Annotated in this window: 13 protein-coding genes, 1 tRNA gene and 1 pseudogene; 8 read left to right on the top strand and 7 right to left on the bottom strand. The window is 67.5% G+C overall.

Going from position 1 to position 15,212, the window contains the following annotated elements; translation table 11 throughout:
* The first annotated feature begins 8 nt into the window (after nt 1–8).
* Complete coding sequence (locus H0X90_RS07575; RefSeq protein ID WP_006487995.1) at nt 9–239, top strand: hypothetical protein; 231 nt, start codon at nt 9–11, stop codon at nt 237–239.
* A 107-nt stretch (nt 240–346) separates the two neighbouring features.
* Here H0X90_RS07575 and H0X90_RS07570 read toward each other — a convergent pair whose 3' ends face one another.
* Together H0X90_RS07570 and H0X90_RS07565 are read right to left on the bottom strand one after the other, a co-directional pair.
* Nucleotides 347–640 (bottom strand): hypothetical protein, encoded by a 294-nt coding sequence (locus H0X90_RS07570; RefSeq protein WP_077190673.1) that lies wholly within the window; start codon nt 638–640, stop codon nt 347–349.
* Between the two features lie 191 nt (nt 641–831).
* A tRNA-Leu gene (locus H0X90_RS07565) sits at nt 832–918 on the bottom strand.
* A gap of 235 nt (nt 919–1,153) precedes the next feature.
* On the opposite strand from H0X90_RS07565, the gene hpnD reads away from it, so the two are divergent.
* Nucleotides 1,154–1,987, top strand: coding sequence for a presqualene diphosphate synthase HpnD (gene hpnD, locus H0X90_RS07560; RefSeq protein ID WP_006488013.1), 834 nt, complete (start codon nt 1,154–1,156; stop codon nt 1,985–1,987).
* A gap of 10 nt (nt 1,988–1,997) precedes the next feature.
* On the opposite strand, the gene H0X90_RS07555 is transcribed toward hpnD, so the two are convergent.
* From H0X90_RS07555 to H0X90_RS07545, 3 genes are all read right to left on the bottom strand, one after another.
* The gene (locus H0X90_RS07555; RefSeq protein WP_006496342.1) at nt 1,998–3,218 is read right to left on the bottom strand and encodes a DUF1501 domain-containing protein; all 1,221 of its coding nucleotides are present in this window, start codon (nt 3,216–3,218) and stop codon (nt 1,998–2,000) included.
* Nucleotides 3,219–3,285: 67 nt separating this feature from the next.
* The gene (locus tag H0X90_RS07550) at nt 3,286–4,788 is read right to left on the bottom strand and encodes a DUF1800 family protein (protein WP_077190696.1); all 1,503 of its coding nucleotides are present in this window, start codon (nt 4,786–4,788) and stop codon (nt 3,286–3,288) included.
* A 134-nt stretch (nt 4,789–4,922) separates the two neighbouring features.
* Nucleotides 4,923–5,201, bottom strand: a complete 279-nt coding sequence (locus H0X90_RS07545; RefSeq protein ID WP_012492681.1) for a hypothetical protein — start codon at nt 5,199–5,201, stop codon at nt 4,923–4,925.
* Nucleotides 5,202–5,468: 267 nt separating this feature from the next.
* On the opposite strand from H0X90_RS07545, the gene ompR reads away from it, so the two are divergent.
* The 4 genes and pseudogenes from ompR to H0X90_RS07525 all read left to right on the top strand — a co-directional run bounded on the left by ompR (nt 5,469) and on the right by H0X90_RS07525 (nt 8,932).
* On the top strand, nt 5,469–6,194 hold the full coding sequence (gene ompR, locus H0X90_RS07540; RefSeq protein ID WP_004199523.1) for a two-component system response regulator OmpR: 726 nt from the start codon (nt 5,469–5,471) through the stop codon (nt 6,192–6,194).
* A 41-nt stretch (nt 6,195–6,235) separates the two neighbouring features.
* Nucleotides 6,236–7,597 (top strand): ATP-binding protein, encoded by a 1,362-nt coding sequence (locus tag H0X90_RS07535; RefSeq protein ID WP_006488007.1) that lies wholly within the window; start codon nt 6,236–6,238, stop codon nt 7,595–7,597.
* A gap of 189 nt (nt 7,598–7,786) precedes the next feature.
* Nucleotides 7,787–8,335: a peroxiredoxin gene (locus H0X90_RS07530; RefSeq protein WP_006478563.1), complete on the top strand. Its 549-nt coding sequence runs from the start codon at nt 7,787–7,789 to the stop codon at nt 8,333–8,335.
* A 76-nt stretch (nt 8,336–8,411) separates the two neighbouring features.
* A pseudogene (locus H0X90_RS07525) lies at nt 8,412–8,932 on the top strand (carboxymuconolactone decarboxylase family protein).
* Between the two features lie 125 nt (nt 8,933–9,057).
* Here H0X90_RS07525 and ispF read toward each other — a convergent pair.
* The gene (gene ispF / locus H0X90_RS07520) at nt 9,058–9,543 is read right to left on the bottom strand and encodes a 2-C-methyl-D-erythritol 2,4-cyclodiphosphate synthase (protein WP_006488015.1); all 486 of its coding nucleotides are present in this window, start codon (nt 9,541–9,543) and stop codon (nt 9,058–9,060) included.
* Between the two features lie 28 nt (nt 9,544–9,571).
* A complete protein-coding gene (ispD, locus tag H0X90_RS07515) occupies nt 9,572–10,282 on the bottom strand; it encodes a 2-C-methyl-D-erythritol 4-phosphate cytidylyltransferase (protein ID WP_034201609.1) in 711 nt (236 codons plus the stop codon).
* A gap of 107 nt (nt 10,283–10,389) precedes the next feature.
* On the opposite strand from ispD, the gene mfd reads away from it, so the two are divergent.
* A complete protein-coding gene (gene mfd, locus H0X90_RS07510; protein WP_077190674.1) occupies nt 10,390–13,860 on the top strand; it encodes a transcription-repair coupling factor in 3,471 nt (1,156 codons plus the stop codon).
* 104 nt (nt 13,861–13,964) lie between these two features.
* A complete protein-coding gene (gene argE / locus H0X90_RS07505) occupies nt 13,965–15,185 on the top strand; it encodes an acetylornithine deacetylase (protein ID WP_006495598.1) in 1,221 nt (406 codons plus the stop codon).
* The last annotated feature ends 27 nt before the right edge of the window (nt 15,186–15,212 follow it).

Below are 15,212 nucleotides of genomic sequence, written 5' to 3'. Positions count from 1 at the left end.
CTCTTCCGATGAAATCGTCCCCGCGCGATAACAACGACAACGCCAAAACGCGCCGCCAGCCGTCGAAGCTGGCCCTGAACATCGCCGCCGTGACGGTCGGCCTCATCACGTTCGCAATCGGTGCGGCGTGGGTGATCTATAGCTGGGTCGTCGATCGCGAAGCGCAGTATTTCGCGATTCCGCTGGTGTTCTCGGTACCGGTGATCGTGGCCGTCGCGATCCGCAGCTTCTGGGAATAGGCGCGCCGGAAACGACGAAGCGCAGCGGTCGTGCGACGCGCGGGGAGGTTTGTCGAGCCGGGCATGTCAGTTGAAGCGGTGCGCCCGGCGATTCGACTGCACGCGCGTCACAGGCCCGGACGCTGGCACGGATTGGGGACTGCGCCCTGATATCCGCCGGCGACGGCGCCCAGCGCGGCGCCGGCCAGCGACGTGCCGAGCGCTTTGAGCACACCCTCCGTCGACAGCGGCTCGCCGCTCGACATCGCCCGTCCCGAGTACGCCGTGCACGCCGACGACGATGCGACCGTCTTCGCCGGTTTGGCGCTCCAGACGACATTGTCGGCGGGCGTATTGGCGAAGGCCGGCGCGGCGAACATCAGCGCCAGAACGGAGATCGGAATGCGGACGGTGCGTTTCATCGGCGACCCCTCGGTGTCGTGGTGCTTCTTGTATGAAAAGTGAGCACGATATTACACGCGGCCGTTTTTTCGGGCGAATGCGGACGCCTGGCGAGAAAACCGGCATCAATGGACGATAAAAAAGCGCTGCGGTCAGCCGACCGGCAGCGCTTTTTCGCGAACGAGACCCTGACGGAGGCTCGTTCGACTTCTGGTGCGTGAGGCCGGACTCGAACCGGCACACCCTTGCGGGCGTCAGGACCTAAACCTGGTGCGTCTACCAATTTCGCCACTCACGCGCATTTCCGTCGCCTGACCGCGCGGGACGCAAGATGCGTGCTCCACGCGCCCGGGACTTCACGCCGGCCCGAAAACCGGCACGCCCGATCAGGCGAGCGCGAGATTCTACCCGATCCGTGCGGCCTTGTCTCGCCCTGCCGGCACCCGTCGTGCCGCGGTGCTAGAATGCCGCGCTCGACGTTTCGGCAGCGCGCCGCCGCGCGTCCCCCGAACCCGCCCCACACGATTTCGCCCGTGAACTTCGACGACTACTGTCAGCAAAAGGCCGCCCCCGCAGGCTCCAGCGTCTACTACGCGCTGCGCCAGGCGCCGCTCGCCACGCAGCCGCGCCTGACCGCGCTGTTCGCGCTGCGCCGCGAACTCGAGGAAACCGTCAAGGAAACCAGCGATCCGACCGTCGGACACACGAAACTCGCGTGGTGGCACAAGGAACTCGCGGCACTCGCCGACGGGCAACCGTCGCACCCGGTCACGAAGGCGCTCGCACAGCATCACCCGGCGATCGCCGCCGAGGCCGATGCGCTGCGCACGCTCGTCAACGGTTACGGGATGGACCTCGAACAGGCGCGCTACCTCGACTTCGCGAACCTGCAGCGCTATATCGCGCAGGTCGGCGGCACCTTCGCGTCGCTGGTTGCGCGCGCCAGCTCGGCGGACCCGACCGACCCGCAGCCGTGGGCCGAGGACGTCGGCCGCGCGCTGATGCTCGCGCAATTCGTGCAGGAACTCGGCAACGACGCACGCCACGGCCGCATCTATCTGCCGATCGACGAACTGCAGCGCTACAACGTGACCGCCGCCGATCTGCTGAACCGTCGCTATAGCCCGGCCTTCACCGAATTGCTGCAATTCCAGACGACCCGCGCGCGCGACGCGCTCGCGGCGGCCGGTGCGGCGATTCCCGCCGCCGAACGCCGTGCACAGCGCACGCTGCGCGCGCAGATCGCGCTGGCCGGCGCGCTGCTCGACGAAATCGCGCGCGACGGCTACCAGGTGCTGCACCAGCGCATTGCGCTGACGCCGATCCGCAAGCTGTGGATCGCGTGGCGCGCCGCGCGCCGCCGCTGAGCCGCGCGCATCACGCCTTCAGCAACGGCAGCGTGTCGAAACGCTGCTGCAGCACGCGCGTCGCATCGAGCCCCCACCACGGCCCAAGCACGGTCGCATAAAGCTGGCGGAAATCGACCGCGACCGGCAGGTTGCCGTTGCCGTCGAGCCGCCCGAGCGCCGGCGGCGCACCGTACAGGCCGCCCGCCACGCGGCCGCCCATCACGAAATGCGGCGCGGCCGTGCCGTGATCGGTGCCGTTGCTCTGGTTCTCGCGCACGCGCCGCCCGAATTCCGCATACGTCATCACGAGCGTCTCGTTCCAGCGCCCGAGTTCGACCAACGCCGCGCGCATCGCGCTCATCCCTTGCGCGAACTGCTTGAGCAGCGCGGCCTGCTGCCCTGGCTGGTTCTGGTGCGTGTCGAAGCCGTTGAGCGTCAGGCGCAGCACCGCGACCCCATCCTGCGCGCCGGGCCCGGACGCTTCGCACGCGGCCAGCACCTGCATCGCGGTCTTGACCGACGTGCCGAACGCGCCGGCCGGAAAGGCCGTCCTGAATTCGCGCATCCCGCCGCGCGGGCGCAGCCGGTCGGCCGCCTTCACGATGTCGTTCTCGACGTCGATGATGTGCGCGAGCGCCGGGTTCTGCTCGCGCAGCGACGACGGCTCGGCGAGCCGGGCCGCCCGGATGAACTGCGCGGGATTGACGAGCGCGATCGCGCGCGCGCCGTTCGACAGCGGCCCCATCTCGGCGCTGCCGAGCACGACGCCGTCCGCCGCGAAACCGGGCGGGACCGGCGCCTGCGCGAAGGTGCGCGTGAGCCAGCCTTCGTGCAGGTACTGATCCGAGCGCGATGCGGTGTCCCAGATCTCGATCGAGCGGAAATGCGACAGGTTCGGCTGCGGATAGCCGACGCCCTGCACGACCGCGACCTGCCCGTCGCGCCACAGCGGCATCAACGGCGCGAGCGACGGGTGCAGCCCCGTCTGCGCGTCGAGCTGCAGCACCTGGTCGCGCTTGATGCCGATGCTGCGCCGGAACTGGTAGTACAGGGGATCCGCATACGGCACCACCGTGTTGAGGCCGTCGTTGCCGCCCTTCAGCTCGACGAGGATCAGCACGTTCGCATACCCGGCCGCCGGTTTCCGCCCGGCCTGCGGCACGGCGGCCGCCATCGCGGGGGCTTGCCACATCGACACGCCGGCCGCCGCCGCAGCGCCGGTCAGCGTCAGAAAATCACGTCGGTTCATCGCACATCCTTTGGATCGCCGCCGGGCACCTTTGCCGCGGCGGCTGCCCGCTTCGTCGTCGTTCGCATCATTTCAGTTGATAGGCCGGATCCATCAGCAGCGCCTCGAGATACGCGCTGCCGGTCGAATCCGTATCGATCGCCGCGACCGGCGAGAGTTGCAGCACCGCATGCTGCAACTGCAGCTCGGTCGACAATCCCGCGATCGCCTGCGGCCGTGCACGATACTGGGCCAGCCAGCGCTCGAGGTCGAAGCGCAGGCCGCCGCGCGCCGGCTTCGCGGGCGTGCCCCGCAGGCCGGCGGCGGACGCCGCATCGGTCACCGGCATCGCATGCGCCCGCGCGTTCGGCGGCTGCGCGATCGCGCGAGCCGGCGGCCGCATGCCGACCGTTTCGGTCGCGCGGAACAACTGCTCGACGAACTGCTTGCGCGACAGCAGCGTGGTGCTGTTGATCCACAGCGCGCCGCCCGGCCAGCCCTTCACGTTCGGCGGATAGAACAGGTTCTGCCCGAGCGTGCGCACGGTGTTCGCGAGCAGTTGCGGATCGCCGTACGCGACGTCGAACAGCCGCACCGACCCGACGACGAATTCCGCCGGCGACTTCACGAGCACGCCGCGGTTGCGCGGATCCCAGAACGCATCGGTCGACCACAGCGCGGCGAGCGCGGCGCGAATGTCGTAGCCGCTCGCGCGAAACCGCTCGGCCACCGCATCGAGTGCGCCCGGTTCCGGCGTATCGGACACGAACTCGCGCCACAGCTTGCCGGCGATGAAGCGCGCGGTGCCCGGCCGCTTCAGCAGGATGTCGAGAAAGCCGTCGCCGTCGAACGGCCCGGTTTCGCCGAGGATCGTCTTGTCGCCGGTATCGTGCCACTCGGGCCGCACCGTGAAGCGCAACGTGTCGGGATCGACCGTCCAGCCGGTCATCGCGCGCGCGGCTTCGGTCACGTCGGATTGCGTGTAGTGCCCTTCGCCGAGCGTGAACAGCTCCATCACCTCGCGCGCGAAATTCTCGTTCGGCCGCCCCTTGCGATTGCTCGCGCCGTCGAGATACTGGAGCATCGCCGGATCCTTCGCGACCGCGTGCAGCAGCGTGCCGAAGTTGCCGAGCGCCTCGCGGCGAAACAGCGCGTTCTGCGCGGCCATCGTCTGCGGGTACGGCACCTTGTCCTGCCCGGACATGAAATGCCCGTGCCAGAACAGCGTCATGCGCTCGGTGAGCGGCGACGGCGTCGCGACCATCTCGTGGACCCAGGCCGCGCGCAACGCATCGTAGCGGCGATTGCGCTCGCGCTGCTCGTCGCGCCGCATGTCGGGCGTCAGCGCCTGGCGCTGCGCGCGCGTCGGCGGCAACTCGCCGAGCCAGTCGGGCCACGTCGTGACGGGTTCGTGTCGCGCATTGCCGAGCGTGTCGGCCACGACCTGCGCGCGCGTCATGCCGACGATGCGCGCGACCTCGGCGGGCGCGGGAGAAAAACCGGTGCGACTGAGGAAAAACAGCGCGTCGTCGGCATCGAGCGTCGCCTGCATCGCAGGCGACGGCGCCGGTGCGGCAGCGTTCGCTTTCATCGTCATGGACTCCCGGAACGCACCGGCGGTGCGGATGCCCGTACAACGGCATTCGGCGCCTGAAAGTTGACGGCAAAAGTGCTACGAATTTTTTCCGCGCGGAGATTTCCGCGCAAGACGAACGACGACACGCGTCAGCGCTTGTACAGCTCGCGAACGGCGTCTTCGATGTGCTGGCGCAACAGGTGCCGCTCTTCGGGCGTCATGTGCCCGTCGCGGCGGCGCTGTTCGAGATCGGGAGGCACGGCGGAACGGACCGTCATATCGGCGGCACGATCGGACTGCGGCGCTTTGCCGCGCGGCAGCTTGCGCGACGATGCGCCCTGCTCGGGGCGCTGCGCATACGCGAAGTTCGACGCATATGGACCGGCAAGCGCGATCGTCAGCATCAGTGCAATCCGGGCAGATCGCATGACCGTCCTCGCTTCTTTGGTCGATTTGTTCCCTTCGTCACGCGGCAACCGGCTACCTCTGGTACTTGAAAAACCCTGCGGAATTCGGGTGTACAAAGATGAAAGATGGAGTGCAGGGGAGTATCTACCGAATTTCGGCTTCGAGTAAAGGAATCTCTATAGCCTGCCTTTACTCGGCGCGACACTACGGGTAAATTTTGTAACCGACTGTAACGCACGAAAATACGCGGCCGTGCGTCAATTCCCATTCGCGATAAGATGCCGATCATGGAAACGAAAAACCCCTCCAAGATTCTCGTCGTCGACGACGACCCTCGCCTGCGCGATCTGCTGCGCCGTTACCTCGGCGAACAGGGTTTCAACGTCTATGTCGCGGAAAACGCGACCGCGATGAACAAGCTCTGGGTGCGCGAGCGTTTCGACCTGCTCGTGCTCGACCTGATGCTGCCCGGCGAAGACGGCCTGTCGATCTGCCGCCGGCTGCGCGGCAGCAACGACCGCACGCCGATCATCATGCTCACCGCGAAGGGCGAGGACGTCGATCGCATCGTCGGCCTCGAGATGGGCGCCGACGATTACCTGCCGAAGCCGTTCAACCCGCGCGAGCTGGTCGCGCGCATTCATGCGGTGCTGCGTCGCCAGGCGCCGGCCGAACTGCCGGGCGCCCCGTCCGAAACCACCGAGGTGTTCGAGTTCGGCGAATTCTCGCTGAATCTCGCCACGCGCACGCTGACGAAGTCCGGCCAGGAAATTCCGCTGACCACCGGCGAATTCTCGGTGCTGAAAGTATTCGCGCGTCATCCGCGCCAGCCGCTGTCGCGTGAAAAGCTGATGGAACTCGCACGCGGCCGTGAATACGAAGTGTTCGACCGCAGCCTCGACGTGCAGATCTCGCGCCTGCGCAAGCTGATCGAACCCGATCCGGGCAGCCCGCGCTTCATCCAGACGGTCTGGGGCCTCGGCTACGTGTTCATCCCGGACGGCGCCGCCTGAGCTTTTTCCTTCCCGGTTTCGCCCCGTCCACGGCCCGTCCCATGCGTATCGACCGGCGCCTTCTGCAGCTCGCGTTCGGCGGGCTGTTCTGGCGCACCTTCCTGCTGATCGCGCTGCTGATCTCGGTCAGTCTCGCCGCGTGGTTCCAGAGCTTTCGCGTGATCGAGCGCGAGCCGCGTGCGCAGCGCGTCGCGCTCCAGCTCGTCGCGGTCGTGAAGCTCACGCGCACCGCCCTGCTCTATTCCGATCCCGATTTGCGGCGCGCGCTGCTGCAGGATCTCGAGAGCAACGAGGGCGTGCGCGTGTACCCGCGCGAGAAAACCGACAAATTCAAGCTGCAGCCCGACGAATCGCTGAACCGCCTGATCGAACACGACATCCGCAGCCGCCTCGGCGACGATACCGTGATCGCGCAGTCGGTCAACGACATTCCCGGCGTGTGGATCAGCTTCAAGATCGACGACGACGATTACTGGGTCGCGCTCGACCGCGACCAGCTCGACAACGTCACGGGCCTGCAGTGGGCCGGCTGGGGGCTGTTCGCGCTCGCGCTGTCGCTGTTCGGCTCCGCGTTCATCACGAGCCTCGTGAACCGGCCGTTCTCGCGGCTCGCGCTCGCCGCGCGCCAGGTCGGGTCGGGCCAGGCGCCCGAGCCGCTGCCCGAGCGCGGGATGGGCGTCGCGGCCGAGACCAACCGCAGCTTCAACCAGATGGTGCGCGACCTCGAACAGCTCGAAGCCGATCGCGCGCTGATGCTCGCGGGCATTTCGCACGACCTGCGCACGCCGCTCGCGCGGTTGCGGCTCGAAACCGAGATGAGCCCGTCCGACCAGGCGACCAAGGACGCGATGGTCGACGACATCGAACAGATGGACCGCATCATCGCGGCCTTCATCGACTACGCGCGCCCGTCGCAGCGCAAGCCGGAACCCGTCGACCTGTCGTCGATCGCGCACGAAGTCGCCGCGCGCGTGTCGGGCGAGGACGGCGTCGAGATCCGCACGCGGCTCGCGCCGAGCGCGATCATCGAAGCCGACGAGACCGACATGCGCCGCGTGATCGGCAACCTCGTCGAGAACGCGCGCAAGTACGGCCAGAGCAAGCAGGACGGCATCTCGCGCATCACGCTCGAGACGCGCGTGTCGCATGCGCGCGTCGAGCTGTCGGTGAGCGACGAAGGCCCCGGCATCCCCGAGGATCAGCTGCCGCTCGTGATGCGGCCGTTCTACCGCGTCGACACCGCGCGCACCAAGGCCGACGGCACGGGCCTCGGGATGGCGATCGTGCTGCGGCTCGTCGGCCGCTACCGCGGCGCGCTGCGCCTGCGCAATCGCCAGCCGGAAGCCGGCCTCGAAGTCACGCTCGAATTCCCCGGCGCCGGCAAGGCGCGTGCGACCGCGTGACACGCGCACGCACGCATCTTGCGCGTCACACTATCGAGGCGGTTGACAAAAGCTATGAGGGTGGTTAGTCAAAATCTATTGAAGCGTCTTGCTAATAGTGTTATAGTTTTACCCATGCTGTCACATCATCGTTGCAGCACCGAGGTAGCTTGACTCAGTCTTCTTCCCAACTCACACAGGAGTATCCGCATGAAAACCGTGGGCGATAAACTCGAAGCTTTCACCGTCGTAGCCGCGAAGCCGGGCTTCAACAATCACGAGGAAAACGGCCAGTCGGCGTTCGAGACCGTCACCGAAGCGTCGTTCCCGGGCAAGTGGAAGATCATCTACTTCTATCCGAAGGATTTCACGTTCGTGTGCCCGACGGAAATCGTCGAATTCGCGAAGCTCACGAAGCAGTTCGAAGAGCGCGACGCCGTCCTGCTCGGCGGCAGCTCGGACAACGAATTCGTCAAGCTCGCATGGCGCCGTGAGCACAAGGACCTGGACAAGCTGAACCACTACTCGTTCGGCGACGTCAAGGGCGAACTGATCGACCAGCTCGGCGTGCGCGACAAGGAAGCCGGCGTGGCCCTGCGTGCAACGTTCATCGTCGACCCGGACAACACGATCCAGCACGTTTCGGTGAACAACCTGAACGTCGGCCGCAGCCCGGAAGAAGTCCTGCGCATTCTGGACGGCCTGCAAACGGACGAACTCTGCCCGTGCAACCGCGCAGTCGGCGGCGCAACGCTGTAAGCGCAGCAATGCACGAAGCCCGCGGCGCGCGTTCTGCCTGCGGGCTTTTTTAACGGCCAACCCATAGGAGATATCAATGGAATTCATCGACTCGATTAAGGCACGTATCCCCGACTACGCGAAGGACATTCGCCTGAACCTCGACGGCACGATCTCGCGCTCGAAGGCACGGACGCGGTCGGCGTGGCGCTGGCGGCGGCCATCGCGGCGAAGAGCACGGTGCTCGTCAAGACGATTCGCGAAGCCGGCGTCCTGTCGCCCGAAGAGACGAACGCCGTGCTGACGGCGGCCGCGCTGATGGGGATGAACAACACCTGGTATCCGTATGTCGAGATGGCCGACGACGCCGACCTGAAGACGCAGCGCGCCGAATTGCGGATGGGCGCGTACGCGACGCACGGCGGCGTCGACAAGCGCAAGTTCGAGATGTACGCGCTGGCCGCATCGATCGTCGGCAAGTGCCACTTCTGCGTGAAGTCGCACTATGCGCTGCTGAAGAACGAGCAAGGGATGACCGTCACGCAACTGCGCGACGTGGGCCGCATCGCGTCGGTGATCAACGCCGCCGCGCAGGTGATCGCCGCCGAAGGCGAATGAGCGAGCCGGCCGCGCGGCCATGAGCCGCGCGGCGGCTGCAAACGAAAATGCCACGCATTCGCGTGGCATTTTTCATTCCGGCGGCGCGGCGCGCGGCACGAACCGCACGCCGCAACGGCCGGACGTCAGCCGCCCTGCTTCACCAGCAGCGCGGCGGCCTGCGCCTCGATCCCCTCGCCGCGGCCGAGATAGCCGAGCTTCTCGTTGGTCTTCGCCTTCACGTTCACGCGCTCGAGCGGCAACCCGAGATCCGCCGCGATGTTCGCGCGCATCCCGTCGATATGCGGCGCGAGCTTCGGCGCCTGCGCGATCACGGTGCTGTCGACGTTCTGGATCGTGAAACCGGCCGCCTTCACGCGCTCGGCGCACGCGCGCAGCAGCACGCGGCTGTCCGCACCCTTGAACGCCGCGTCCGTGTCGGAGAAATGGCGGCCGATGTCGCCGAGCGCCGCCGCGCCGAACAGCGCGTCGGTGATCGCATGCAGCAGCACGTCCGCGTCCGAGTGGCCGAGCAGGCCACGCTCGTACGGAATCGTCACGCCGCCGATGATGAGAGGGCGCCCTTCGACGAGCTGGTGCACGTCGTAGCCTTGTCCGATTCTGAAATCCATGCGTGTTCCGATTGAGATGGGGTGAAAGTCAGGAAGCGTTCGCGGGACGCGCGAGGATCGCCTCCGCGAGCGCGAAATCTTCCGGGTACGTGACCTTGAAGTTGCGCAGGCTGCCCTGCACGACGCGCGGCGTATGGCCGGCCCATTCGATCGCGCTCGCTTCGTCGGTCAGGTCGTGCCCTTCGCGCTGCGCGCGCAGGATCGCCTCGCGCAACATGCCGATGCGGAACATCTGCGGCGTCTGCGCCTGCCACAGCGCATCGCGCGATTCCGTGCGCGCGATCGCGTCGCCGCCGGCCGGCACGCGCTTGAGCGTGTCGGCCACCGGCAGCGCGACGATGCCGCCGACCGGGTCGTCCTTCAGCGTCGCGACGAGCGTGCGGATCAACTCCGGCGTGATGCCCGGGCGCGCGGCGTCGTGCACCAGCACCCAGTCGTGGTCGGTCGCGCCGAATTCGGCCAGCTCCAGCAACCCGTTCAGCACCGACGCCTGCCGCGAGCCGCCGCCGCAGCGGCGCACCGCGAAACGCAGGCCAGCGAAACGGCGGGCGTCGAAATGGGAATCGTCGGGCGCGAGCACGACGAGCGTCTGCGCGAATTCGCTGCACGCGTCGAACGCGGCGAGCGTGTAGTGCAGCAGCGCGCGGCCGGCCAGCGTGCGGTATTGCTTCGGCACGGCCGAACCGGAACGGCTGCCCGTGCCGGCGCAGGGAATCAGGGCGAAAAGTCGGGGAGTCACGAAGGGAAACGCCGGAAAGGTGAAATCGAGAAGCGGATTTTATAATAGGTCTTTCGTCTCGACCGGCGCACCGCGCTGCGCCCGTGCACGCCACCCCTGTCGTCCCTATGCCAGATAACGCTTCCACCCCGTCCGCTTCACCCGTTGCCCGCGTCAAGCCCGGCCAGCGTTTCGCCTTCGACGGCGCGCACGGCTCCGCCGACGCGCTCGCCATCGCCCGTTATCTCGCCGACAACCGCCAGGACGTGCCGCTCCTCGCGGTGATCTGCGCGAACGCGGTCGATGCACAGCGGCTGTCGCAGGAAATCCGCTACTTTTCGCCCGACGCGCGCGTGCGCCTGCTGCCCGACTGGGAAACGCTGCCGTACGACACCTTCTCGCCGCACCAGGACCTGGTGTCCGAGCGGCTCGCGACGCTGCACGACCTCGGCGAGGGCCGCTGCGACATCCTGCTCGTGCCCGCGACCACCGCGCTGTACCGGATGCCGCCCGCGTCGTTCATGGCCGCGTACACGTTCGCGTTCGCGCAGGGCGAGCGGCTCGACGAGGCGAAGCTGAAGGCGCAACTCACGCTGGCCGGCTACGAGCACGTGAGCCAGGTCGTGCGGCCCGGCGAATACTGCGTGCGCGGCTCGCTGATCGACCTGTACCCGATGGGTTCGCCGCTGCCGTACCGGATCGACCTGTTCGACGACCAGGTCGATTCGATCCGCGCGTTCGATCCCGATACGCAGCGCAGCCTCTACCCGGTGCGCGACGTGCGGCTGCTGCCCGGCCGCGAGTTTCCGTTCGACGAAGCCGCGCGCACGGCGTTTCGCAGCCGCTGGCGCGAAACCTTCGAAGGCGACCCGAGCCGCGCGCCGATCTACAAGGACATCGGCAACGGCGTGCCGTCGGCCGGCATCGAGTATTACCTGCCGCTGTTCTTCGACGAGACGGCCACGCTGTTCCACTACCTGCCGCAGGACGCGCACCTCGTGTTCACCGGCGACCTCGACGCGTCGATCCGCCGCTTCACGGCCGACACGAAGCAGCGTCACGCATTCCTCGCGCACGATCGCGAGCGGCCGATCCTCGAGCCGCAGCGGCTGTTCCTGTCCGACGAGGATTTCTTCGCGTTCGCGAAGCCGTTCGCGCGCGTCGTGCTGCCCGCGCAGCCGGCCGGCGGCTGGGCGACCGCCCTGCCCGAGCTCACCGTCGACCGCCATGCGGACGATCCGCTCGCGTCGCTGCGCACGTTCGTCGAATCGTCGGGCAAGCGTGTGCTGCTGACGGTCGAATCGGCCGGCCGCCGCGAGACGATCCTGCAACTGCTGGCCGAACACCACCTGCGCCCCGCGTCGAACGACGACTTCGCGAGCTGGCTTGCAAGCGACGAACGCTTCGCGCTCGGCGTCGCGCCGCTCGCGAACGGCTTCGCGGTGCCGGGCGAAGGCTATGCGATCGTCACCGAGACCGAGCTGTACGGCGCGCTCGGCCGCCGCGCGGGCCGTCGTCGGCAGGAGCAGGCAAGCAACGTCGACGCGATGGTGCGCGACCTGTCCGAGCTGAAGGTCGGCGACCCGGTCGTCCACGCGCAGCACGGCATCGGCCGCTACATGGGCCTCGTGTCGATGGATCTCGGCGAAGGCGAAACCGAATTCCTGCATCTCGAATACTCGGGCGACAGCAAGCTCTACGTGCCGGTCGCGCAACTGCACGTGATCTCGCGCTACAGCGGCGCCGATCCCGACAGCGCGCCGCTGCACGCGCTCGGCTCCGGCCAGTGGGAGCGCGCGAAGCGCAAGGCCGCCCAGCAGATCCGCGATACGGCCGCCGAACTGCTGAACCTGTACGCGCGCCGCGCGGCCCGCGAAGGCCACGCGTTCTCGCTCGACCCGCGCGACTACGTGAAATTCGCGGAAAGCTTCGGCTTCGAGGAAACGCCCGACCAGGCCGCGGCGATCGCGGCCGTGATCGGCGACATGACGAGCGGCAAGCCGATGGACCGCCTCGTGTGCGGCGACGTCGGCTTCGGCAAGACCGAGGTCGCGCTGCGCGCGGCGTTCATCGCGGTGCTGGGCGGCAAGCAGGTCGCGCTGCTGTCGCCGACCACGCTGCTCGCCGAGCAGCACACGCAGACCTTCGCCGACCGCTTCGCGGACTGGCCGGTGCGCATCGTCGAGCTGTCGCGCTTCAAGACCGCGAAGGAAGTGAATGCGGCGATCGCGCAGATCAACGAAGGCAGCGTCGACATCGTGATCGGCACGCACAAGCTGCTGTCGTCGGACGTGCAGTTCAAGCGTCTCGGCCTCGTGATCATCGACGAGGAACACCGCTTCGGCGTGCGCCAGAAGGAAGCGCTGAAGGCGCTGCGCGCGGAAGTCGACGTGCTGACGCTCACCGCGACGCCGATCCCGCGTACGCTCGGGATGGCGCTCGAAGGGCTGCGCGATTTCTCGGTGATCGCGACCGCACCGCAGAAGCGGCTCGCGATCAAGACCTTCGTGCGCCGCGAGGAGGAAAGCGTGATCCGCGAGGCGATGCTGCGCGAGCTCAAGCGCGGCGGCCAGGTGTACTTCCTGCACAACGAAGTCGAGACGATCGAGAACCGCAAGGCGATGCTCGAGGCGCTCGTGCCCGAGGCGCGCATCGTGATCGCGCACGGCCAGATGCACGAGCGCGAGCTCGAACGCGTGATGCGCGATTTCGTCGCGCAGCGCGCGAACGTGCTGCTGTGCACGACCATCATCGAGACCGGCATCGACGTGCCGAGCGCGAACACGATCATCATGCACCGCGCGGACAAGTTCGGCCTCGCGCAGCTTCACCAGTTGCGCGGCCGCGTCGGCCGCTCGCACCACCAGGCCTACGCGTACCTGCTGGTCCACGATCCGCAGTCGCTGACCAAGCAGGCGCAGCGCCGCCTGGAAGCGATCCAGCAGATGGAGGAACTCGGCTCGGGCTTCTATCTCGCGATGCACGACCTCGAGATCCGCGGCACCGGCGAAGTGCTCGGCGACAAGCAGTCGGGCGAAATCCACGAGATCGGCTTCCAGCTCTATACGGACATGCTGAACGACGCGGTGAAGGCGCTGAAGAACGGCAAGGAGCCCGACCTCACCGCCCCGCTCGCCGCGACGACCGAAATCAACCTGCATGCGCCCGCGATCCTGCCGGCCGACTACTGCGCGGACGTGCAGGAGCGGCTGTCGCTGTACAAGCGGCTCGCGAACTGCGAGCACGGCGACGCGATCGACGGCATCCAGGAGGAACTGATCGACCGCTTCGGCAAGCTGCCGCCGCAGGCGCACGCGCTCGTCGAGACGCACCGGCTGCGGATCGCCGCGAAGCCGCTCGGCATCGTGAAGATCGATGCGAGCGAGGTCGCGATCGGGCTGCAGTTCGAGCCGAATCCGCCGATCGACCCGATGCGGATCATCGAGATGGTGCAGAAGCATCGCCACATCAAGCTCGCGGGCCAGGACAAGCTGCGCATCGAGACGCGCTCGCCCGATCTCGCGATCCGCGTGTCGACGATCAAGGAAACGCTGCGCGCGCTCGGCCCGAAACAGGGGGCGGCCGTCGCGGCCCGCTGATGCAATCCTGACGGGCGCGACGTTGCTGCACCGCATCGCGCCCGACGAAGGCGGGCGCGCGCGTTTTTGAGTATGATTTCCCATTCATCAGACGGAGTTTTGCCATGTCCACTCTCGACGCGCCGGCGCCGTCCGCCGCAACCGAAGGCGACGCATCGCTCGTCAGCCTGCCCTGGGTCAAGCAACTCGTGTCGATGGACACGACGAGCCGCGTGCCGAACCTCGGCCTGATCGAAACGGTGCGCGACGCGCTCGCCGCGAAGGGCATCGTGTCGACGATCACGCACGATCCGCGCGACGGCTGGGCGAACCTGTTCGCCACCGTGCCCGCGCACGACGGCTCGACGAACGGCGGCATCGTGCTGTCGGGCCACACCGACGTCGTGCCGGTCGACGGCCAGCAGTGGGACAGCAACCCGTTCGCGCCGGAAATCCGCGACGGCCGCCTGTACGGCCGCGGCACCTGCGACATGAAGGGCTTCATCGGCGCGGCGCTTGCGCTGCTGCCCGAGATGCAGGCGACGAAGCTCGCGAAGCCGATCCATTTCGCGCTGTCCTACGACGAGGAAATCGGCTGCGCGGGCGCGCCGTTGATGATCGCCGATCTCGTGAAGCGCGGCGTGCAACCGTCGGGCTGCATCGTCGGCGAACCGACCAGCATGCGGCCGATCATCGCGCACAAGGGCATCAACGCGTACCGCTGCTGCGTGCGCGGCCACGCCGCGCATTCGTCGCTGACGCCGAAGGGGCTCAACGCGATCGAGTATGCGGCGCGCCTCATCTGCCACATCCGCGACATCGCCGAGCGCTTCCGCGCCGAAGGCCCGTTCGACGAACTGTACGACGTGCCGTTCACCACCGCGCAGACGAGCACGATCCAGGGCGGCAACGCGATCAACACGGTGCCGGCCGAGTGCCGCTTCGACTTCGAATTCCGCAACCTGCCGACCCTCGACCCCGAGCAGATCTTCACGCGCATCGAAGCGTATGCGCAGGAAACGCTGCTGCCGCAGATGCTGCGCGAGCATCCGAACGCCGCGATCGAGTTCTCGAAGATCGCCGCGGCGCCCGGCCTCGACGCGACCGAGCAAGCCGCGATCACGCAGCTCGTGCGCGCGCTGACGGCCGACCAGGACAAGCGCAAGGTCGCGTACGGCACCGAGGCCGGCCTGTTCGCCCGCGCGGGCATTCCGAGCGTCGTGTGCGGGCCCGGCAACATCGAGCAGGCGCACAAGCCGAACGAATATGTCGAGCTCGCGCAGCTCGCCGGCTGCGAGCAGTTCCTGCGCAAGTTCATCCGCAGCATGTCGGTCGACGCGCACTGACTGCCTCCCGCCACGCCGGCCCGCGTG

Source organism: Burkholderia sp. 9775_39 (assembly GCF_015712225.1).
GTDB classification, from domain to species: Bacteria; Pseudomonadota; Gammaproteobacteria; order Burkholderiales; family Burkholderiaceae; genus Burkholderia; species Burkholderia cenocepacia.
The sequence above is the reverse complement of the archived record's forward strand: the minus strand, read 5'-3'. Positions and strand labels throughout refer to the sequence as shown.

Bases quoted from the DNA above. Each gene is read 5' to 3' on its own strand.
- H0X90_RS07550 (WP_077190696.1), bottom strand. From the start codon at position 4,788: ATGAAAGCGAACGCTGCCGCACCGGCGCCGTCGCCTGCGATGCAGGCG.
- ispF (WP_006488015.1), bottom strand. From the start codon at position 9,543: ATGGATTTCAGAATCGGACAAGGCTACGACGTGCACCAGCTCGTCGAA.
- H0X90_RS07545 (WP_012492681.1), bottom strand. From the start codon at position 5,201: ATGCGATCTGCCCGGATTGCACTGATGCTGACGATCGCGCTTGCCGGT.
- ompR (WP_004199523.1), top strand. From the start codon at position 5,469: ATGGAAACGAAAAACCCCTCCAAGATTCTCGTCGTCGACGACGACCCT.
- H0X90_RS07575 (WP_006487995.1), top strand. From the start codon at position 9: ATGAAATCGTCCCCGCGCGATAACAACGACAACGCCAAAACGCGCCGC.
- H0X90_RS07555 (WP_006496342.1), bottom strand. From the start codon at position 3,218: ATGAACCGACGTGATTTTCTGACGCTGACCGGCGCTGCGGCGGCGGCC.
- argE (WP_006495598.1), top strand. From the start codon at position 13,965: ATGTCCACTCTCGACGCGCCGGCGCCGTCCGCCGCAACCGAAGGCGAC.
- mfd (WP_077190674.1), top strand. From the start codon at position 10,390: ATGCCAGATAACGCTTCCACCCCGTCCGCTTCACCCGTTGCCCGCGTC.
- H0X90_RS07535 (WP_006488007.1), top strand. From the start codon at position 6,236: ATGCGTATCGACCGGCGCCTTCTGCAGCTCGCGTTCGGCGGGCTGTTC.
- H0X90_RS07570 (WP_077190673.1), bottom strand. From the start codon at position 640: ATGAAACGCACCGTCCGCATTCCGATCTCCGTTCTGGCGCTGATGTTC.
- H0X90_RS07530 (WP_006478563.1), top strand. From the start codon at position 7,787: ATGAAAACCGTGGGCGATAAACTCGAAGCTTTCACCGTCGTAGCCGCG.